Here is a 19,759-nt window from a genome sequence, read left to right on the forward strand (position 1 = left end):
ACCTGGCTCAAACTCGCCTTGGAAAGCCAGATCGCACCGCTGATCCAGTTTGCCAAACGTCTGAGCAAGTACCGGCGGGGCATCCTGGCTTCAGCCATCTATCCGATGAACTCGTCGGTCTTGGAAGGCGTCAACAACCGCATCAAGGTCATCAAACGCATGGCCTACGGCTTTCGGGACGCATCCTACTTCTTCCTAAAAATCAAGGATGCGTTCCCCGGCAAAGCGCGATGAACCTTTTTTTATTCCTCGCCGGGGTCCTTGAACAAGGCATCGAGCGGATTCGGCTTCTTCGGCACCTCGGCCCCGCCGAACAGCGCATCCAGCTCCGCCCGCTGGTTCGCCACGGCCGCGCGCCCGCGCTTGCCCGCGAACTCTTCCTCGATATTGTCCCGATAAAAACTCCAGGCCGCGCCCGACGTCGAGAACCGGCGCCAGACCTCGCTGCCGACGCCCGCATAATCGATCGCGCTGCCGTCGTCGAATTCCACGCGCAGGATGCGCTCGCGCGCGTCGTAGCCGATGGCGCGCAGCTTGCCTGCGTTGATGCGTTTCATGTCCATGGTGTCGTTTTCTCCTCTGCGATGCATGGATTATTGGGACATTCGCCTGATTCGGCAAGCCAAGACGGCGTGCGCAACCGTGCGCGGCTTGTTGCGTCCTCTCCTTTGTCCGTACGCTGGCTCGGCTGTATCGACCACGACGACAAAGGAGACCGACCGATGAAAACCTTCGCAAGATGGCTGAGTGCCCTTGTGCTCGCCCTTTCGTTCCTGCCCCTGACCGCATCCGCCACCGGCTATACACAGACCCGCTACCCGATCGTGCTCGTGCACGGCTTTCTCGGTTGGGACAGCATCGGCCCGTACGATTACTGGTTCGGCATCGCCGACGCCCTGCGCCGCGACGGGGCGCAAGTCTACGTCGCTCAGGTCACTGCATCCAACAGCACGGAAGTGCGCGGCGAGCAGCTGCTCACCTACGTCAAGCAGGTGCTGGCGGCGACGGGCGCGCCCAAGGTCAACCTGATCGGCCACAGCCACGGCGGCCCGACCGTGCGCTACGTCGCGTCGGTGGCCCCTAGCCTCGTCGCGTCCGTGACGAGCGTCGGCGGCGTCAACAAGGGATCCAAGGTGGCCGATGTCATCCGCGGCACCGTCGCGCCGGGCACGTTCTCGGAGGCGGTGCTGGGATCGATCGTCGACGGCGTCGCCGGCACCATCGCGTTCCTGTCCGGCGACAGCAGCACGCAGATGTCGACGGCGGCCCTCGATTCGATGACGACGGCAGGCGCCGCCAAATTCAATGCGGCGCATCCGGAAGGCGTGCCCGCCACGGCGTGCGGCGAAGGCGCGTACCAGGCGCGCGGCGTCTATTATTTTTCGTGGAGCGGCGCGCAGCCGTTCACGAACCTGTTCGACCCGCTCGACGGATCGCTCGGCCTGCTGTCGCTGGCTTTCCTCGGCGAGAAGAACGATGGCTTAGTGGGCAGCTGCTCCAGCCACCTGGGTCGCGTGATCCGCGACGACTACGCGATGAACCACCTGGACGAGGTGAACCAGGTCGCGGGCCTCGTCAATCTGTTCGAGACGAGCCCCGTCACCCTGTACCGCCAGCACGCGAACCGCCTGCGCGAGATGGGGCTGTGAAGGGACGCTCGATGCCACTCGTCGCCGCGACCGCGGCGGCGGCGTTGTTCCTCGCCGCGCTGGCGGGCCGCCATGCACCGCCGGTGGCGCCGCAGGTCGTGACGGTGGCGCCGCCCGCCACGCCGTTCGCGCCTTCGCTGCGGGGCACGCGGCCGGACGGCGCCGTGCGCGTGGCGCCGGACGACAGCGTCGTCGCGGACGCCCAGCTGATCGAGCTGTTCGACTACTACCTGAGCACCGTGGGCGAGAAATCGCCCGATGCCGTGCGCGCGGAGATCGAGCGGGAACTGGATCGGACGCTGCAGCCGCAAGCATCCGCCGCGGCCAAGCGCGTGCTCGCGCGCTACGTCGCGTACCGCCAGGCGATGGCGGGACTCGAAGCGGACCGTCGTCTGGTTGGCCCCGACGCGGCCGCGTTGAAGCGGCGCCTGGCGGCACTGCACGGACTGCGCGCGCAGTATTTCAGCCAGCGCGAAATGGCCGCCATCTTCGGCCGCGAAGAGGCCGCGAATGCGGATGCGCTGGCGCGCCTGGAAATCCGCGATGACCGCACGCTGACGCCGCAGCAGAAGCGGGACCGGCTGGCTGCGCTGGATGCCGGCTTGCCGGCGGACGTGCGTGCCGCGCGCGAGGCGCCGTTGAAGATCGTGCGGGTGCACGAGGAAGCGGAGCGGCTGCGCGCGAGCGGTGGTAGCGACGACGACGTGTTCCGCCTGCGCGCCGCGGCGTTCGGTGCCGACGCGGCCGTGCGCCTGGCCGACGTGGACCGCGAGGAGGCCGCGTGGAAGCGGCGTATCGATGCCTACCTCGCCGAGCGCCGCGGCCTGCACGACGAGGCTGCGGTGGCGGCGCTGCGCAGCCGCATGTTCAGTGCGGACGAGCAGCGGCGCTTGGCGGCATACGACCCGGCACCGCCCGAAACGGGCACCACTCCGCTGCAATGACGGAATCGTAGGGTGGGCATCCTGTGCCCACGCGTTACGTATGCGACTTGCGAACGTCCGCGTGGGCTCGGGGAGCCCACCCTACGTCAACCCGGCTAGCCGGAGGGGCGTGATGATGTCGCGGCTGATACAGGCCGATCACAACTTCTCGATCTGACCGCGCGCATACCCCGCACCCGCCCCGTTCGGCGCCAGTTCGAGATAGGTCTTGTACGCGGCCTTGGCCTTGTCGCCCGCACCCGCGCGCGCGTACGCGTCGCCCAGGTTCATGTACGCGATGGCGCGCGACGGGTCCATCTTGATCGCGTTCTCGAACCAGCGCGCGGCCTCCGCGAACTTGTCCTGCTTGTAGAACACGAAGCCGAGATTGTTAGCCGCCAGCGCGAAGTCCGGCCGCAGCTTCAGCGCTTCCGTGAACTGGGCTTCGGCCTGTGCGTACTGTTTTTCCTTGTACAGCTGCAGGCCGTGGTCGTTGGCGCGTTGCGCCTGCTGGCGGCTCGAGACCGGCACGGCGGCCGGTGCCTTGATCGTCTGCTCGCCGCCCTGCAAATCCTTCACGACGACGGGCGCCGACGGCGCCGACGCCTTCGCCTCGAGCTTCGTGTTGAGGGCGATGGCGTCGTTCGACAGCTGCGCCGTGCTCGTATTCAGGAACTCGCTTTCTTCCGGCAGCTCGAACACGAAGTCGCCGCCTTCCGAGCCGGGCAGGCTGCCGAAGGCCGGCGTCTGCTGCGACACGCTGGACACGGCCGGCGCCACGTACGCCGCCAGCTCGGTCGCCGTGATCAAGCCGTCGCCGTTCAAGTCGGCCTTGCCGCCGAGGCCTTGCAGCAGCGTCCACGTGAACACGGAATGGCCGTTCGGGCCGCCGTCGGACACCATCTGGTCCGTGCCGCCGGCCGTCAGCATCTGGCGGCCGAGCCGCTTCGCGTTATCGCGCAGGAAGGCCGCATTGGCGCCGCCGCGCGTGAGTCCGAGGCCGCTGTAGCACGCGTCCATCACGAACAGCACGTGCTTGGCGGGCAGGCTCTCCGCGATGTTCTGGATTTCCGTCATCGGGATCGCGTCGCTGGCGAGGTTCTCCGGATCGGCGTCGTACGGCACGATGTAGCCGAGGTCGCGGCCGGAACTCAGCTTGCGCGTCGCGCCGTGGCCCGCGAAGAACACGAACACGCGGTCGTTCGACTGCAGGCCTCCCGTGCCGCCGTGGCCCGCGAGGTCGTGGAAGGCAGCGAGGATGTTGCGGCGCGTGGCCTGCTCGTTCTTCAGGGTGATCACGTGGTCCGGCGCGAAGCCGAACTTCTGCACGAGCGTCTGGCCCACGCCTTCCGCGTCGCGCACGGCGTATTGCAGGTGCGGCCATTTCGGATAGCCGTCGACGCCGACGACGATCGCCCACGAACTCGCATACCCGGTCGCGGCCGCGCGCGCGACGGGTGCCGGCGCCGCGGCCGCGCCGCCGGCCACGCGGAACGTCGTGCCGTCCCAGCCGGCGAACTGGTAGCCCTCGGCGACGAGGCGGTCGAGGATCGCGGGCAGCGCCTTCACGGTGCGCTCGTGGATGTCGTGGAACAGGATGATGCCGCGACCCTCCTTGTCGACGGCGCGCAGCACGCGGTCGGCGATCGACGACGGCACCGGATCGGCCCAGTCGAGCGAGTCGATGTTCCACATGACGGACTTCAGGTGCGCGTCGGCCAGCAGGTGCATGCCTTCCTTGTTGCGCGCGCCGTAGGGAAAGCGGAACAGGCTCGATCGCTGCGGGTCGACGGCTTTCAGCAGCTTGTCGGTATCGAAGATCTCGGCTTTCAGGCTGTCGCCGCTTTCCTTCGACAGCTGCGCATGCGTGAGGCTGTGGTTGGCCAGCACGTAGCCGGCCGCCTTCAGCTTGCGGCTGACTTCCGCGCCCGCGTTGAGCTGCGCGGCGCCGTGCGCATCGAGCGTGCCGAGGTTGCGGCCGACTGTGAAGAACACGGCCGGCGCATCGTACTGCTTGAGGATCGCGGCGATTTCCTCGCTGTAGCGGCGGTGCGGACCGTCGTCGAACGTCAGCACGATCGTCTTCTTCGGCAGGCCCTTGCCGAAGATTTCGTCTTCGTCCTTTTGCGCAGCCTGGGCTTTGTCCGCGCCTTGCGCCGCCGGCGGTTCCGCCGGCTCGGGCTTGGCGGGGTAGGGCAGCACGACGCCGTAGTCCTTGAGGATGCGGTCGCGCTGGTACAGCGTTTTCAGGTAGGCGACGTAGCTTTCCCACTTCTCGCGCTTGAGCACGATCGCGCGCGACTCGAAGCGGCCGAACACGGCCTGGATCTCTTTCTCGTAAGTGCGCTCGATCTCGGCCAGCGCGTCGAGGTCTTCCGAGATCCGCTTGTGCAGCTTGATCGCAGGCAGCGACGAGTCCTTCGCCACGTGGTCCAGCAGCGACCGCATCAGCTCGCGGAAGGCGAGACGGTCCGCGTCGTACAGGCCTTCGTTCGTCTCGACGTAATCGAGCAGGCTGCCGATGGCCTCGAACCGACGCGGATTCTGCGAGCCGGCGAGAGTCGCGAGCGCGCCGTCGACCTTCGCGATGCGTTCCTGGTTCTCGTGGAACAACTGCTGCCCGACGCGGTTGACCTCTTCCTGGCCCTGCGCCGACAGGCCGGCTTCGTCCTGTGTGAGCACGATCATCTTGCGGTAGGCGGCCAGCATTTGCTGCATGTCGGCGGCAATGGCGACGGCTTCCGGGGACTGTGCCAGCGGCTGTTGCGCCTGGGGCGCCGGCCTGCGGTTGACGAGATAGGTGCCGCTGGCGGCACCGGCCGCGGCGACGGCGAAGATGACGAGATAGAGGGCTTTGCGTTTCACGGCGATATTGAAAAAGTTTTATCGCGGCAACAATACCATCACTTGGCTGTGGGGCGGCAAGGAAAATGGGATTCTTGTGGTGGCGCAAGCGGCAGGGCCGTCGGGCGCATGGGTTGAGCCGATCGATGCCGGCAGCATGACACTCTTGTACTGCCGAGAATCCTTGTTATAATAGGCGGCTTCGCGCGCATGGCCAGCCATGTGCTTGCGAAAACCCATCAGGAGAGATGGATGAGTGGTTTAAGTCGCACGCCTGGAAAGCGTGTATAGGTTCATAGCCTATCGGGGGTTCGAATCCCCCTCTCTCCGCCAAGAATCCACACAAAGCGGCCTTCGGACCGCTTTGTCGTTTCTACCTCCATCTCACTGCGCGACGTCCAGGTTAACGTTGGGCGCTTCCCCGAAAATTTCAGGCGCATACATCGCTTCGACGCGCGTCGCCGGAAACCGGAAACTACCCGCATTGTTCAGCCGCACCGTGTAGCTGAGGTCCCATTCCCCGGCCGTGACCCGGGCGTAATAGGCGCGATAACTGTCGCTGCCGCGCTCGACGTAGGTCGGCCGGGCCATCCACGGCACGCGGGCAGCGACGTCCTTCAATTGGGCCGTGAGGCTTTCGCCGCCCAGACCCTTGCCCAGGATGGTCGCGCCGGACGGAATCGGGTCGTCGATGGCGAGCCAGCCATTGTCGCCGTGCGACACGATATGCAAGGTCACGCGCATCACGTCGCCTTCGGACCAGCGGCCGGGCACGCGCTGTTGGACCGGTGCGATGGTCTTGCTGACGGCCAGGCCGTGCGCGATCGTGTGCTCCGTCCGCGTGGCAGCCTTGACCTGCACCGTCGCCCAAGGCGCGCCCGTTCCCTTGTGGTCGAGCGCCAGCGCGGCACCGGTGCCGTCCCCAGGTAAGGACAGCAGCGCAGGCGCCGGATCAGGCCAGGCGCGCGCCACGCTCTGCGTCCCCAAGGTCGCCGTCGACGTCCCGGTCACCGGCGCACCGTCCGACGCCAGCGCGAGCCGGCGCAGCGCAACCACGGCCCACGCGTTCGCCACGGTCGTGTTCCAGTGGCCGTTCGCCTGCACGTCGACGAGCGACAGGATCATGCGCGGCACGTCGTCCCGCCAGCGCGCGTCCGACTGCGCCCATTGCTGCACCAGCAGGGCAGTGCGGGCCGCGACCACGTCGCCGGTCCACATCATCCACCAGCGCTGCTGCGATCCGTCCCCGCGCCAGCGCAGGCGCGTACCCTGCAGGTCGTAGCGGTTGCGGAGGCTCGCGGCGGCGCTGTCCAGGCGCTCGCGGCGCAGCGCGTCGTCGGGGGTGGTCAGCACATAGCGCACCCAGTCCAGCAGGGCGATGGTGGGCAGGGCGTCGAGGTTCTTCGGCACGACCGCATCGGCCGCGCGCACGGTCGCGCCGAGGGCGGCCTGCAGCGCCAGGCGGCGGTCCAGCAAGCCCAGGTCGTACGGCCACTGGGCGAGATCGGGATGGGCCAGCACGTTGCGCAGGCCCGTTTCCATGCGGTCGCGCGCGTTGCCGGGGAGCGGCCAGCCGGTGGCCGCCGACATGTCGAGCAGGTAGGCGGTCAGGACGTCGCTGCCCGGCGTGTCGGGGAAATACTCGACCAGGCCGTTCGCGGCCAGGTGTTGCGGCAGCTTGTCCATCGCGGCATTCCACGCCTCGACGTCGCCGCTGACGACGGCCATCGACACCATCTGCTCCATGCACCGATACGGATACGCGGCCATCCACGCCTGCGCCCCCGCCACCGCGGCGGCGCCCGGGCTGCCGGTCCACTGCACGGTCACGCCGCCCAGGCCCGGCAGCGCATCGTGCGGCAGCGCGACGGGAACGCTGCGGGCGTGGTCGACCCGCACCAGCATGCTGTCGCGCACGGTGACGGGCATCCCCGTCACGCGCTGGGTGACGAGCAGCGCATCGCTCTCCTCGCCCCGGTCTGCGCGGGCTGCGATCCGCCAGTCGATGCGGTCGACGCCCGTCGGCACGCGGACGCGCCACGAGACGGACTGGCTCGCGCGCGCCGGCAGCGTGACCGCGCGCTCGAGCGGCGATGACGCGCCGGCCGATGCTTCCGCGCGGACGCGGACCGTCAGCGCGCGGTCGCTGTCGTTGCGCAGCGTGATCTTCTGATCCAGTTCGTCGCCACCGCGCACGACGGGCGGCAGGCCGGACAGCATTTGCAACTCCTTGCGCGTCCGGACGGTGGCCTTGCCGATGCCGTACGAGTCCGCGCCGTCCATCGCCAGCGCGACGATGCGCCAGCGCGTCAACGAATCCGGCAGCGGGATGGCGACGCGCGCGTGGCCGTCCTGGTCGAGCTGCACGTCGGCCTTCCACATGGCCAAGCTGGAAAAGTCGGCGCGCGGCGCGCCCATGCCGGGCAGCGCGCCCACGTCCTCGGCCACGACGAGGTCCTGGAGGGGACCGCGATTCCTGTCCATGGTGACGCCGACCGCGCGCTGTCCGGTGACCACGACCGGCTTCTCGCTCGCGGGCGGGGCCGGCGCGGGCGCCGCCGCTTCCGCCATCCCGCGGGATTCATTCGATGTCCGCGCGGCGTACCGTTGCAGCAGCGACTCGAGTTCCGGCCAGGCGCGCGCGATCGGTCCGAACGGGAAGGACCGCTGCAAGGTCAGGATGCTGTGCGCGTTCCCCATCACGATGTAGCGGTCGCGCCAGAAGCTGTCCATCAGCGCCCAGGTGTCGTTCGGCTTGAGCAGGTTCAGCGCGTCGTCCACGGCGACCAGCGTCACCCTCGCACCGGCCGCGCCGGCGCCGGCGTGGCGCACCCGCACGTCGGCCTGGACCGTGTCGCCGGGCCGCGCCGTCGCACGGTCCAGCGTCACTTCGACGTCCAGCTCGTGGCTGGCGCGGGCGAAATGCAGGTCGAGCGTGCCGTCGTGTTCCAGCTCGGCGTCCGGGTCGATGTCGTCCCGGACGCCGTCGGCCGCGCGCACGAACTGTGCGACCAGCCTCACGCCGGGCGCGAATTCGGGTTCGCTCGGCAGCATGATCTCCTCGTCCGCCGAGGTCACGGCCAGCACGTGGCTCGCGAGCACGCCTTCGCGCTCCACCGTCAGCAGCGCGGTCGCGGGCAGGAACGGCGGGCGCAGGCGCAGCTTCACGGGCTGGCCTGCCTCGGGTTCGTGCTCGTCCGCCAGCGCGATCGCCGACTCCTGGCTGCCCCACCGGAACAGGCCCGGGTGGACGAGGGCCGTGCCGCTCGATGCATCCGGCGCGGCAGCCCGGAACAGCCATTCGTTGGCCGTCCTGCCCGTCCAGGGGACCGTGCATTGTGCTTTGCCATGCTCGTCGGTGCGCGCCGTACAAGCGGGAATGCGCGCGCCCGGCTCTTCGCTCCAGTAGCCGCGCCAGTCGATGCCGCGAACGTAGTGAGCCCGCGCGGCATCCACCGTCACGACCTGGCCAGGCACCGGATGGTTGGCGGCGTCCACCACGATCACGGAAATGCTGGCGCTGTCGGCGACCGTGCCGCGCCGCACCGCCAGCCCGACCTTGCGCGCACGCGGCCACACGGCCACGTCCGCGGGTTGCACATTGGTCTCGCCGTTCGGATCGGCGAACTCCATCTCGGCATGCAGCGTGAGCGGCGTATCCAGCACCGGCACGTCGACCTTGGCGTGATAACGGCCGGCGAGGTCGAGCGTGGCGCGGCGTTCCGCGAAGGAAGGCGGGTCGATGGGCGGCCGGCTCATGTCGGCGAAGCCGTAGCCCGGTACCGGGTCGGCCGCGCCGGCCGTATACCTGCCGCGGACCACGACAGGCTGGTTCGCCGCCGAACCGCCGGCCAGGAACGCGAGGCTGCCCGCCAGGTCGACGGCTGGTGCCTTGCCCTCGCCGGTGACGTGCGCGTTCAGGCGTGCCTCGAACACGGGCAGGCGGAACGCTTCGACCTGAAAGGTGCCCCAGCCCACTTGCCGGCCGTCGTCGCCGAAGATCATGTAGTCGTAGGTGCCCAGCCGGGCGCCCGGCGGCACGCGCCACTGGTGCAGCGCGCTGCCGCGGGCGTCAAAGGCCAGCGGGGCCTCGTGCACCTTGGCACCGCTTGCATCGACGATCCTGAGCTTGCCCGTCTGCGCGTGCGGCACCGTGTAGCCGTTCGCGTCGGGCAGGCGTGCCACGGCCTGCATCGACAGCGTCTCGCCAGGGCTCAGCAGCGTGCGGTCGAGGATGGCGTGGACGATCTGGCGCGGCGCTTCCGTGTGTGGCAGGCCAGGGCGATGCTGCAGGACCGCGACGTCGGCGCCGTGGCGGGCGACGAACCACAGGCCGTCGCTGGCGTCGCCGCAGGTCGGCGGCGCCAGCGGCTGGGCTATCCGCAAGCGTCCCTGCGCGTCGGTCCGGCCGGAGAACAGGCGCGTACCGCGGCAATCGTGCACGTCGACGAGCGTGTCGGCCTGCGGGGCCGCGCTGTCGATGGCGGTCACCCAGACGAGCGATGGGTAGCGGTCGGACAGGCGCGCGTGGATGCGCAGATTCGTGAGCTGGACGAGGGCGAGGCGCGCGCTGTCGAGCTGCCGTGCGCCGTTGGGGCCCGGGTAGCGCGCCGCGAGCGCCTTGGCGTCGGCCGCCAGGCGGGCGCGGTAGCGCGGGCTGTCGACTTCGACGAGCCACGTGCCGTAGCCGGACAGGGTCACGGGCGCCAGCTCCAGCGCGCGGCCCGACGGGACGACCTGCTGGTCGACGTGCATGCTGGCGGCCCGTGCGCCGACCTCGTCGAGCAGGGCGGCCGAACGTGCGAACGCCGGTTGGTGCGGCGCGTTGGAGGTGGTCCGGAGCCCGTCCAGCGCCGCGCTGCGGTGCAGCGCGAGCAGGGCGGCGTTGCGGTCGCGGGCGCCGTCCAGGTGCCAGGCCCGCACACCGACCTTGGGCTCCGTGTTGCGCAGGGCGAGTGCCCAGCGGGCTTGCCGTCCGGGCTTCCACGGTATCACGCCCTGTTGCTGCGCCATGGCGGCGTACGCGGGCAAGTGGCTCACCACGAGCGGCGTTTTCTGCGGCGTTACTGTGCGGATGGTGCGGCCGGTCATGTCGGTCAGCGGTTTGTCGAGGACGGGTGCCAGCTGCTCGCCTTCCGCCATCAGGGCGTCGGTCTGGAACCGGTTCGCGTCGTACGCGTAGCCGGACGCGTGCTTGACCGGATAGCGCCGGCCGGCGCCGCCCACCAGCGCGATAGCGTCATCCGCCGGCAGTGTCATCTTTTCGGAAAATTCGAAGGTGACGGGTCCGCGGGGATCGCATCCCGGCGTACCGGCCATGACGGTGCATTCCACGGACACCGTCAGCGGCGGGCGCACGCGCAGGCGGAAGGTCTGGTCGAGCGAATGGGCCACGTCGTAGCGGGAGCGGATGTCCTTGCCCCACACCCAGGTAACGTCCGCGTCGTTCGGCCACGCCTGGCTGCCGCAGCGGGCGACCACCCAGTCCTGGCGGCTCTCCGCGCGCGGATTGGCCTTGCGGTAGCGGTCGATGACGTCCTGCGCCTGCGCGCCCGCCAGCACGCTGACCGGTTGCGCCGCGCCGTTCACGTTGCACGCCAGGTGGGCGAGCGACGCCGGGTCGACGGGGGCCGACGGGGCGAACATGGCCACCGGCTCTTCCAGAGCGAGGTTGGCCTTGAGCGGGGATTGGAAGAACCGGATGGCGGCCAGCGGCCCGCCGGTATCGAAGCGCCATGGCGCGGGCATCGCGACGGGCTGGCCCTTCAGGTCGGACACCGGCAGCGGACGCACGATGCAGGCCACGCCGTCCGGCAGCGCCCGGGCAAACTCGCCCACCCAGTTGCGGGCGTCGATCCAGTGGCCGACTGCCTTGAGGTCCGGGTCGCTGCAGGCCACGGTGGCGGCATCGCCGGCGCGATCATTGCCCAGCGCGGCCACGTCGTCGCTGAACCGGATCCGGACCTGGCGCACGTCGCGCTGCGTCTTGGCGGGGCCGACGTCGACGACGGTGGTGGCGGCCAGCGCCGGCACGCAGGCCAGCGTTGCGATCGCCAGGACGGCGTGCGCGAGGTGAGGGCGAAAACTGGGCATCGGGTCTCCGGTGTCGTGCAGGGCGGGTGGTTTTGGCGCGGCCGGCGCGGATTACAACTTGGTCGGATTGTTGATGACGTCCCAGATGGTCGGCGGCTTGCCCAGCGTTTGCTTGGTGGCCACCGGCGCGGCTGCGGCGCCCAGCGCGAAGCTGGCGAGGCCGCAAGCGACGGCGGCATGAAGGGAGAGTGTCGGTCGCATGGGAGGGCGCGTAGTGGGTATGCCGCCACTCTAGCAAAATGTTTGTGCGGAAAATGCACGAATTTCCACGGCAGCCGTCACCCCACGACGACGTCCACTGCGTCCAGCACCGTGCGATCCGCCACCGCGTCGATCGCCACGATCCGCCCGTCGCGCACCTCGACCCGCAGCACGAGCAATAAATTCTCCGGCACCACCGCGACCCCCAGCTCGCCGTCGAGCAGGGCCACCCACGCGGCGTGCGCCTGCCCCTTGAACGCCTCGGCCACGGCGCCGGCGCCGCGGATTTCCGCCAGCGACCCGAGCGTGACGGCCGCCGCATCCGCGCGGAACACGACGTTCGGGTCGAGCACCCGCAAGAGGCCCGTCATGTCGCCGCCGCGCGCCGCGACGAGGAACGATTCGATGAGCCACTGGCGATCGGCGACCGCATGGTCGACGTCGCCGTCGCGCACGCGCCGGCGCGCGCGGCTCGCGAGCTGCCGGGCCGCCTCGGGCGTCTTGTCGAGGATAGTCGCGATGTCTTCGAATGCCACGTCGAACAGGTCGTGCAGCACGAACGCGAGGCGTTCGGACGGCGTGAGGCGGTCGAGGACGACGAGCATCGCGAGGCCGATCGCGTCCACGCGCAACACTTCCTGCTCCGGCGTGTCGTCGGACGCGAGGTCGAAGTCGGGATCGATCGGTTCCTCGGCGCGCGCCGTGCGGGCGCGCAGCATGTCGAGGCAGATGCGCGCGACGACCGTCGTCAGCCAGCCGGGCAGGTTGGCCACGTCGTCCGTGTCGCTGCGGGCCAGGCGGAGCCACGCTTCCTGCACGGCGTCGTCGGCTTCGTGGGCGTTGCCGAGCATGCGCAGGGCGACGCTGCGCAAGTGCTTGCGGCTCGCTTCGAATCGTTCGGACAACGACAACGGTTCGCGCATTTGTCACATCTCCTCGATTGCAGTCGTCAACAGGATGACGCGCCGGCGGTCCGGCGCCCGACCTGGGAGATTAACATGCTAGCCCGTATGACCAACATCGCCGTCCTGCCAGGTCGCCGGGCAGTGGGCGTGACATTGTCGCATTCGTACTAGCCGGACGCCGCAGCCGTTGGCATGCTGCGCGTCTGCCGTTATGCTGGCAGGACCATGCAACCTCCACGCCCATCGCCATGCCGACCCACCACCGCGAACTCGCACCGCCGGACGCACTGAAAAGCGCGATCGCGTGCTTCTGGTACGACCGCAGGGATGCGGGCGCGGTGACGCAGCCGTTCGACGTGCTGCCCGACGGTTATGCGGAAATCGTGTTCCACGTCGGCGACGCGTGCGGCGTGGCCGGCGGGCGCATGCGGCGGCTGGCGTCGCCGGTCCTGATCGGGTTGTTGCGCCAGCCCGTCACGCTGGCCGTGCGCGGACGGCTGGACATCGTCGGCGTGCGCTGCCATCCGTGGGCCGTGGGCGGGCTGCTCGGCATGCCGGCTGCGACGACTGACCTGCGCGCGATCGGTCACCCCGTCGCCGCGCTGCAGCCCATGCTGGAACGATGCATCGAAGGCGACCGCATCGACGAGGCGCTCGCGCTCGTCGAACGCCACTTCGTGCGGGCCGGCCTCTGTGCGCCCGTCGACACGATGCTGGCCCGCGCCGGTGCGGCAATGCGCGAGGCGCACGGCACCTTGGCCGTCAGCGACGTCGCGGCGGCCGCGCATGCGACGGTGCGCACGCTGGAACGCAGGTTCAAGCAGTCGTCCGGCCACACCGTGAAGGAGGTGTCGGGCCTGATCCGCTTCGAAGGGGCGCGCAACGCACTGTGCCGCCGTCCGCACGACAGCATCGCGGACCTCGCGCAGACGCTGGGTTACGTGGACCAGTCGCACCTGGGCCGTGAATTCAGGCGCTACAGCGGCACGACGCCCGCCGCGTTCGCGCGCGCGCGGCCGCGCGGCGAATTTGGCGGGTTTGTACAAGCCTGACGGGGACGCACCCGGTAACGTTCCGATCGTCCATCACTTTCGATCGCGAACATGACTCACCTGAACCACCATCCCGGCCACGACGTGATCGTCGCCGGTGCGGGCCCCGTCGGCCTGTTCCTCGCCTGCGAGCTGGCCCTTGGCGGGTGCGCCGTGCTGGTCCTCGAACGGGACGCTCAGCCGGATGCGCCGCTGAAGCGCCTGCCGTTCGGCCTGCGCGGCCTGTCGTCGCCCACGATCCAGGCGCTGCACCGGCGCGGCCTGCTGGACGAACTCCACGCGCCGAAGACCCTCGCGCATCCGTTCGCCGGCACGACGGATGCGCACGTCCGGCGCCAGGCCGGACACTTCGCCGGCATCCCCTTTTATCGCGACGACGTCGACCCCGCGCAGTGGCCGTGGCATCTGCCGGACACGGTGCCCCCGCATCTGCTGGCCGAGATGGCGGAACTGGAAGCCGTGCTCGCGCGCCGCGCGCATGCGCTGGGTGTCGAGATCCGGCGCGGCGTCTCCGTCACGGACGTGCGCCAGACGGCGGACGACGTCACCGTGCACGCGGGCGCAGACGTCTTCACGGCGCGCTGGCTCGTCGGCTGCGACGGTGCCCGCAGCGTCGTGCGCAAGGCAGCCGGCTTCGCGTTCGCAGGCACGGAGCCCGAATTCACGGGCTATACACTCAATGTCGACCTCGCCGAGCCGCACTACATCGCGGTGGGCCGCACGATGACTGCGGCCGGCATGACGATCCAGTTCCAGCCGGGACACCTTGCACTCGGCGATTTCGACGGCGGCGCCGGCCACGATGCGGGAACGCCACTCACGCGCGAGCGCGTGCAGGCGGTGCTGCGCCGCGTCTCCGGCACCGACGCGACGGTCGCGGCGCTCCATCACGGCACCACGTGGACGGACCGCGCGCGCCAGGCGACGGCCTACCGCGACGGCAGGATCCTGCTGGCCGGAGACGCGGCGCACATCCATTCGCCGCTGGGCGGGCAGGGCCTGAATCTGGGCATTGGCGACGCGCTGAACCTGGGCTGGAAGCTCGCCGCGACCGTCCACGGCACGGCGCCCGACGCGCTGCTCGACAGCTACCACGCGGAGCGGCATCCGGTCGGGGCGCGGGTGCTGGACTGGTCGCGCGCCCAGGTCGCGCTCATGCGGCCGGAGCCGGCGGCCCGTGCGCTGAACGCCATCATGCGCGACCTGATCGCCACGCGCGACGGCGCCACGTACGTCGCAGGCCGAGTGTGGGGCATGCATGTGCATTACGATCTCGGCGGCGAGCATCCGCTGGCGGGCCGCAGCGTCCCCGACTACGTGTTCGACGACGGCACGACGGTGGCGGACGCGCTGCGCGGCGGCACGGCCCTGCTGCTCGACTTCACGGCCGACGCGGCACTGGCCGCCTGCGCCGGACGCTATGGCGCCCGGCTACGCCATGTGGCGGGCAGCGTGCGCGAGCGGCTCGGCGCGGATGCGCTGCTGGTGCGGCCCGACGGCATCGTCGCATGGGCGTGCGTTGGTCGTCCCGATCCGGCCGGGCTGGAACGGGCGGCGGCGCGCTGGCTCGGCGCCTGTCGAGCTTGGGATCATGCCGCAGCGCGGCATCAGCGGTAATCCGCGCGCGGTCCGCATCGGGCTACAATAAGCGCATGAAAAACTGGATCAATCGCCTGCGGGGCGGAGCCGACAACACGGCCGGGACGAAACCGGCCGTTCCCACGCCCGGCGCCGAGCCGGACGAACAAGTGGGCATGGCCGCCGAGATCGAGGCCACGTATTACCGCTGGCTGACGGCGTCCGCGGGCTATGCCGCGCCGGCCGCCGTCGAGAACGCGATCCTCGACGAGGTGCGCGGGCTCGCGCGCGACCCCGGAACGGCGGCCGAGCTGGTGCCGCGCGTGCCGGAAGTGATCCCGCAACTGCTGCGCAGCCTGCACGACGAGGCGTCGAACGCGGAACTGGCGCGCCAGGTCGCGCAGGACGTCGTGCTCGTGGCGGAAGTCATCCGCGAGGCGAACAGCGCGTATTACCGGCCAATGTCGCCCGTCAAGACGGTCGAGGCGGCCCTCATGATGCTGGGCCAGAACGGCTTGCGCATGCTGCTTGCGCGCGTCGCCTTCCGTCCCATCATCAAGCTGCAGTCGACGGGGTTCGCGCGCGTGGCCGCGCCGCTCGTCTGGAACCAGTCCGAGAAATGCGCGCTGGCCGCGAGCCTGATGGCACCGGGCCTGACGGCAGGCGCGTTCGAGGCCTATCTCGCGGGCCTGATGCAGAACCTGGGCCTCGTCGTCGGCTTCCGCCTGGCCGACCGCGTGTGCGAGGACGGCAAGGTGCCCGGTTCGAGCGACTTCGGCCTGCAATTGCTGGACGAGGGCCGCATGCTGTCGGCCGCCATCGCCCGCCACTGGGACTTTCCGGCGCCCGTCGCCGACGCCATCGCGCACGCGGGCGAGCCGGGCGAGGAAAACCTGGCGCAAGCCCTTGCGCTGGGCGACCGCATCGCCAAGCTGCGCCTGCTGATCGACGCCCACATCATCGGCGAGGACGACGACTTCGTCTCCGAAGGCCTCGACAACTTCCAACGCCGCTGCCTCGGCAAGCTGAGCAACGTCGAAAGCTGACCTGGCGCGCACCGTTGCGCCACACCTGTGTTGCCACGACCGTGTTTCCGTGTAATCATGATTTTCGGATAGGAAACTTTTTACCGGACGTGGAGGAGACACGATGATCCGCAAGACGAAAGTTGCATCCCTGATATTGGCTATGTCCGTGTTGCCCTGGTGCGGCGGCCACGCCGTCGCCGGCCCCCTGGACGAGGCGAAGGCGAAGGTCCACCTCGACGCCGTCGCCGCGGGCGACCTGGACGCGCTGATGCGCGACTATGCGGACGACGCCTACCTGGAGTGGGTCGGCGGCCCGCTCGACGGACGCTACCACGGCAAGGCCGCGATCCGCGCCGTCTGGCAGAAATTCATCGCGGCGAACGCCGGCAAGCCCCGTCCGGCCAGCTTCGGCAAGCTGACGGCGCTCGGCAATCCGCGCGGCACGTCGCTGCAGGCGAAGGCCGACTACGGCGGCGCCGTGCCGGTGAAAGTGTGGCACGTGCTGACCTACCGCGACGGCGACCTCACGACCGAGGTCTGGCAGATCGCGCCCACGCTGCAGATCGATCCGTGATGCCGTCGTTGTCCCGGGCGGCGCTGCTGCTGGCCGGCGCCGCCGCTGCCTCTGTCTCTGCGGCGCCCGTCGAGGTGCTCGTGCAGACGCCGGCCGGCGGCCCGGTGGCCGATGCCGCCGTGATCGTCGAGCCGCTCGCGGGCCCGGTCCCGCGCGCGCGCGCCGGCGCGCATGCCGCCATCGAGCAGCGGGGCCGCGAATTCCTGCCGTGGATGACGGTCGTGCAGACCGGGACCAGCGTCGACTTTCCCAACAACGACACGATCCGCCACCACGTCTATTCGTTCTCGGAACCGAAGCGTTTCGAGATCAAGCTGTATGCCGGCAAGCCGGGCAAGCCCGTCGTGTTCGACAAGCCGGGCCAGGTCGACATCGGCTGCAACATCCACGACTGGATGGAGGCGCACGTGCTCGTCGTCGACACGCCGTACTTCGCCCGCACGGGCGCGGACGGCCGCGCCACCGTCGCGGGCGTGCCCGCAGGCCGCTACCGCCTGCGCCTGTGGCATCCGCGCCAGAAGGTGCAGGTCGCGCCGGACGAGATCGACGTGGACGACGCGCCCGTGCGCCTGACGCTCGCGCTGGATGCGAAACCGCGCGAGCCCAAGCCGCATACCGAGGACGACCCGGACCGCTACTGACATGTCATCGAGATCGCTGCGGCACAGGATCGCCATCGTCTTCGTCGGCCTGCTCGTGCTGGTCATGGGCTTCGTGCTCGCGCTCGTCCACAGCAGCAGCGCGCGCATCGTCGAACGCGAGACGCAACGCGAGCTGGCCGTCGGCGCCAAGGTGTTCCAGCGCCTGCTCGAACAGAACCAGCGCCAGCTGGAGACGGCGGCCACCGTGCTGTCGGCCGACTTCGCGTTCCGCGAGGCCATCGCCACGCAGGACCAGCCGACCGTGCGCTCCGTGATCCGCAACCACGGCCAGCGCATCCACGCGCAGGTCATGATGGTCACTGGCATCGACGGCAAGATGATCGCGACGACGCAGCGCGCGGCGGCGGCCGGCGATCCGTTCCCGTTCCCCGACCTGCTGGCGGCCGCCGAGGCGGCGGGGCGCAGCGCGGGCTTCCGCCAGATGAAGAACGGCCAGCTGTACCAGGTGGTGCTCGTGCCGATCATGGCGCCCACGCGCATCGCCTGGGTCGCGATGGGCTTCCACGTGGACGACCAGTGGGCGCGCGACATGGCGGACGTGACGGGCCTCGGCGTGCACATCGTGCGTGCGGGGACGCCTGGCCTGCTCGCATCGTCCGCGCCGCCCGCGCAACGGGCCGCGCTCGAGGGCGGCGCGCGCTACGCGCACGTGGACGTGCCGCTGGACGGCGGCCTGCAGGCCGTGCTGCAGCTTCCGGTCGCGCAGGTACAGGCGCCGTTCGAGCAGCTGCAGGGGCGCCTGCTGGGGGTGATCGGCGCGGCGGTGCTCGTGTTCGCGCTGGGCAGCGTGATGCTGGCCGGGCGCATCGTGCGGCCGCTGAACGAATTGTCCGCGGCCGCGCGCCGCATCGCGCTGGGCGATTATGCGCAGCCGCTGCCGCCCGCAAAGGGCGACGAGATCGGCCAGCTGGCCGCCAGTTTCGAACAGATGCGCACGGGGATCGCGAGCCGCGAGGAGCGCATCGGCCGGCAGGCCTATGTCGACGAACTGACCGACCTGCCGAACCGCACGCGCTTCCTGGAAGCGTTCGGCCGCCTGACGCCGGGCGGCGGCGGCGCCGTCATGGTGGTGAACGTCGACCGCTTCGCCCTCATCAACAACGCGCTGGGCCACCTCGTCGGCGACCGCCTGCTGCGCGCCGTCGCGGGCCAGCTCGCGCCCCTGGTGCCGCCCGGCGGCATGCTGGCGCGCCTGTGGGGCGACCAGTTCGCGTTCCTGCTGGAGCGCGCGGACGCCGACGCGGCGCGCGCCTTCGCCGACGCCGTCCTCAATGCGCTGCGCGACCCCGTCACCCTGGACGGCCAGCGCCTCGACATCGAAGCGGGTGTCGGCATCGCGCTGTATCCGGACGATGGCCTTGACCCGAGCACGCTGCTGCGCCGCGCGGAACTGGCGCTGGCCGCGGCCAAGCGGCGCCATTCCGGCGTCGCGTTCGCGTCCGAGACGGGCGCCGAGCCCGCGCACGAACAGCTGTCCCTCATCGGCGACATGCGGCGCGCACTGGCGGCCGGCGAATTCACGCTCGCGTACCAGCCCAAGCTGGCGCTCGGTACCGGCCGCGTCGTGGCGGTGGAAGCGCTGGTGCGCTGGCAGCACCCGGAGCGCGGCAGCATCGCGCCGGCGCGCTTCATCCCGTTCGCCGAGCAGACGGGCTTCATCCGCGAGATCACGCCGTGGGTGCTCGACACCGCCGTGCGCCAGGCCGCCGTGTGGCATGCGGCGGGGCTGGACATCGCGGTGTCGGCGAACCTGTCGACACTGGACCTGCTCGACCCGCACCTGGGCCGGCGCGTGCGCGGCCTGCTGGAGCGCCACGGCGTGCCGGCGCGCCGCCTGTGCCTGGAAATCACGGAGAGCGCGCTGATGGACGATCCCGCCCTGGCGCAGGCACACCTGGATGAGCTGGCGGGCCTCGGCATCAAGCTATCGATCGACGATTACGGCGTCGGCCAGGCGTCGCTGGCCTACCTGAAAAGCCTGCCCGTCGACGAATTGAAGCTCGACCGCAGCTTCATCACGGCCATCACGGAATCGCCGCGCAACGCCGCGATCGTCGAGTCGACCATCATGCTCAGTCACGCGCTGGGCCTCACCGTCGTCGCGGAAGGCGTGGAGACGCAGGCCGAGCTGCATTGGCTGCGCGCGCACGGCTGCGACATTGCACAGGGCTACGTCATCGGGCGGCCGATGACGGCGGCGCAGCTGCAGGACTGGCTGGCCGCGTTCGTGCCCGACATGACCGTCTGACG

At 70.0% G+C, this 19,759-nt stretch carries 14 protein-coding genes and 1 tRNA gene; 10 read left to right on the forward strand and 5 right to left on the reverse strand.

Going from position 1 to position 19,759, the window contains the following annotated elements; all coding sequences use genetic code 11:
- Positions 1–234: transposase (locus NX784_RS24140; RefSeq protein ID WP_258819229.1), on the forward strand; the 234-nt coding region annotated here is incomplete at its 5' end.
- 8 nt (positions 235–242) lie between these two features.
- Here the strand turns inward: NX784_RS24140 and NX784_RS24145 are convergent.
- Entirely contained in the window at positions 243–563 is a 321-nt protein-coding gene (locus NX784_RS24145) for a KTSC domain-containing protein (protein WP_258819230.1), read from the reverse strand.
- Positions 564–722: 159 nt separating this feature from the next.
- Here NX784_RS24145 and NX784_RS24150 point away from each other — a divergent pair, with 159 nt between their 5' ends.
- Positions 723–1,649, forward strand: a complete 927-nt coding sequence (locus NX784_RS24150) for an esterase/lipase family protein (RefSeq protein WP_258819231.1) — start codon at positions 723–725, stop codon at positions 1,647–1,649.
- Positions 1,650–1,660: 11 nt separating this feature from the next.
- Positions 1,661–2,593, forward strand: a complete 933-nt coding sequence (locus NX784_RS24155; protein ID WP_258819232.1) for a lipase secretion chaperone — start codon at positions 1,661–1,663, stop codon at positions 2,591–2,593.
- A gap of 138 nt (positions 2,594–2,731) precedes the next feature.
- Here the strand turns inward: NX784_RS24155 and NX784_RS24160 are convergent, their stop codons facing one another.
- Positions 2,732–5,437: a polysaccharide deacetylase family protein gene (locus NX784_RS24160; protein ID WP_258819233.1), complete on the reverse strand. Its 2,706-nt coding sequence runs from the start codon at positions 5,435–5,437 to the stop codon at positions 2,732–2,734.
- A gap of 221 nt (positions 5,438–5,658) precedes the next feature.
- On the opposite strand from NX784_RS24160, the gene NX784_RS24165 reads away from it, so the two are divergent.
- Positions 5,659–5,749 (forward strand) — tRNA-Ser (locus NX784_RS24165).
- 51 nt (positions 5,750–5,800) lie between these two features.
- Here NX784_RS24165 and NX784_RS24170 read toward each other — a convergent pair.
- The 3 genes from NX784_RS24170 to NX784_RS24180 all read right to left on the reverse strand — a co-directional run bounded on the left by NX784_RS24170 (position 5,801) and on the right by NX784_RS24180 (position 12,633).
- Positions 5,801–11,509, reverse strand: a complete 5,709-nt coding sequence (locus NX784_RS24170; RefSeq protein ID WP_258819234.1) for an alpha-2-macroglobulin family protein — start codon at positions 11,507–11,509, stop codon at positions 5,801–5,803.
- Between the two features lie 51 nt (positions 11,510–11,560).
- Positions 11,561–11,710 (reverse strand): hypothetical protein, encoded by a 150-nt coding sequence (locus NX784_RS24175; protein WP_258819235.1) that lies wholly within the window; start codon positions 11,708–11,710, stop codon positions 11,561–11,563.
- A gap of 77 nt (positions 11,711–11,787) precedes the next feature.
- Complete coding sequence (locus tag NX784_RS24180) at positions 11,788–12,633, reverse strand: sigma-70 family RNA polymerase sigma factor (RefSeq protein WP_258819236.1); 846 nt, start codon at positions 12,631–12,633, stop codon at positions 11,788–11,790.
- Between the two features lie 230 nt (positions 12,634–12,863).
- On the opposite strand from NX784_RS24180, the gene NX784_RS24185 reads away from it, so the two are divergent.
- The 6 genes from NX784_RS24185 (at position 12,864) to NX784_RS24210 (ending at position 19,757) form a co-directional block, all read left to right on the forward strand.
- Positions 12,864–13,667 carry a helix-turn-helix transcriptional regulator gene (locus NX784_RS24185; RefSeq protein WP_258819237.1) on the forward strand — a complete coding sequence of 268 codons (804 nt, stop codon included), beginning with the start codon at positions 12,864–12,866 and terminating at the stop codon, positions 13,665–13,667.
- A gap of 51 nt (positions 13,668–13,718) precedes the next feature.
- On the forward strand, positions 13,719–15,284 hold the full coding sequence (locus tag NX784_RS24190; protein WP_258819238.1) for an FAD-dependent monooxygenase: 1,566 nt from the start codon (positions 13,719–13,721) through the stop codon (positions 15,282–15,284).
- A gap of 35 nt (positions 15,285–15,319) precedes the next feature.
- On the forward strand, positions 15,320–16,291 hold the full coding sequence (locus NX784_RS24195; protein WP_258819239.1) for an HDOD domain-containing protein: 972 nt from the start codon (positions 15,320–15,322) through the stop codon (positions 16,289–16,291).
- A gap of 142 nt (positions 16,292–16,433) precedes the next feature.
- Positions 16,434–16,847: a nuclear transport factor 2 family protein gene (locus NX784_RS24200; protein WP_258819240.1), complete on the forward strand. Its 414-nt coding sequence runs from the start codon at positions 16,434–16,436 to the stop codon at positions 16,845–16,847.
- Entirely contained in the window at positions 16,847–17,488 is a 642-nt protein-coding gene (locus NX784_RS24205; protein WP_258819241.1) for a methylamine utilization protein, read from the forward strand. Before NX784_RS24200 ends, NX784_RS24205 begins: the two co-directional genes overlap by 1 nt.
- 1 nt (position 17,489) lies before the next feature.
- Positions 17,490–19,757, forward strand: coding sequence for a putative bifunctional diguanylate cyclase/phosphodiesterase (locus NX784_RS24210; RefSeq protein WP_258819242.1), 2,268 nt, complete (start codon positions 17,490–17,492; stop codon positions 19,755–19,757).
- Positions 19,758–19,759 lie beyond the last annotated feature (2 nt).

The organism is Massilia pinisoli (assembly GCF_024753285.1).
Lineage (GTDB): Bacteria > Pseudomonadota > Gammaproteobacteria > Burkholderiales > Burkholderiaceae_D > Telluria > Telluria pinisoli.

Excerpts from the sequence above, each read along its gene's own strand:
- NX784_RS24145 (WP_258819230.1), bottom strand. The coding sequence starts at position 563 with ATGGACATGAAACGCATCAACGCAGGCAAGCTGCGCGCCATCGGCTAC.
- NX784_RS24150 (WP_258819231.1), top strand. The coding sequence starts at position 723 with ATGAAAACCTTCGCAAGATGGCTGAGTGCCCTTGTGCTCGCCCTTTCG.
- NX784_RS24155 (WP_258819232.1), top strand. The coding sequence starts at position 1,661 with ATGCCACTCGTCGCCGCGACCGCGGCGGCGGCGTTGTTCCTCGCCGCG.
- NX784_RS24170 (WP_258819234.1), bottom strand. The coding sequence starts at position 11,509 with ATGCCCAGTTTTCGCCCTCACCTCGCGCACGCCGTCCTGGCGATCGCA.
- NX784_RS24175 (WP_258819235.1), bottom strand. The coding sequence starts at position 11,710 with ATGCGACCGACACTCTCCCTTCATGCCGCCGTCGCTTGCGGCCTCGCC.
- NX784_RS24180 (WP_258819236.1), bottom strand. The coding sequence starts at position 12,633 with ATGCGCGAACCGTTGTCGTTGTCCGAACGATTCGAAGCGAGCCGCAAG.
- NX784_RS24185 (WP_258819237.1), top strand. The coding sequence starts at position 12,864 with ATGCCGACCCACCACCGCGAACTCGCACCGCCGGACGCACTGAAAAGC.
- NX784_RS24190 (WP_258819238.1), top strand. The coding sequence starts at position 13,719 with ATGACTCACCTGAACCACCATCCCGGCCACGACGTGATCGTCGCCGGT.
- NX784_RS24195 (WP_258819239.1), top strand. The coding sequence starts at position 15,320 with ATGAAAAACTGGATCAATCGCCTGCGGGGCGGAGCCGACAACACGGCC.
- NX784_RS24200 (WP_258819240.1), top strand. The coding sequence starts at position 16,434 with ATGTCCGTGTTGCCCTGGTGCGGCGGCCACGCCGTCGCCGGCCCCCTG.
- NX784_RS24205 (WP_258819241.1), top strand. The coding sequence starts at position 16,847 with ATGCCGTCGTTGTCCCGGGCGGCGCTGCTGCTGGCCGGCGCCGCCGCT.
- NX784_RS24210 (WP_258819242.1), top strand. The coding sequence starts at position 17,490 with ATGTCATCGAGATCGCTGCGGCACAGGATCGCCATCGTCTTCGTCGGC.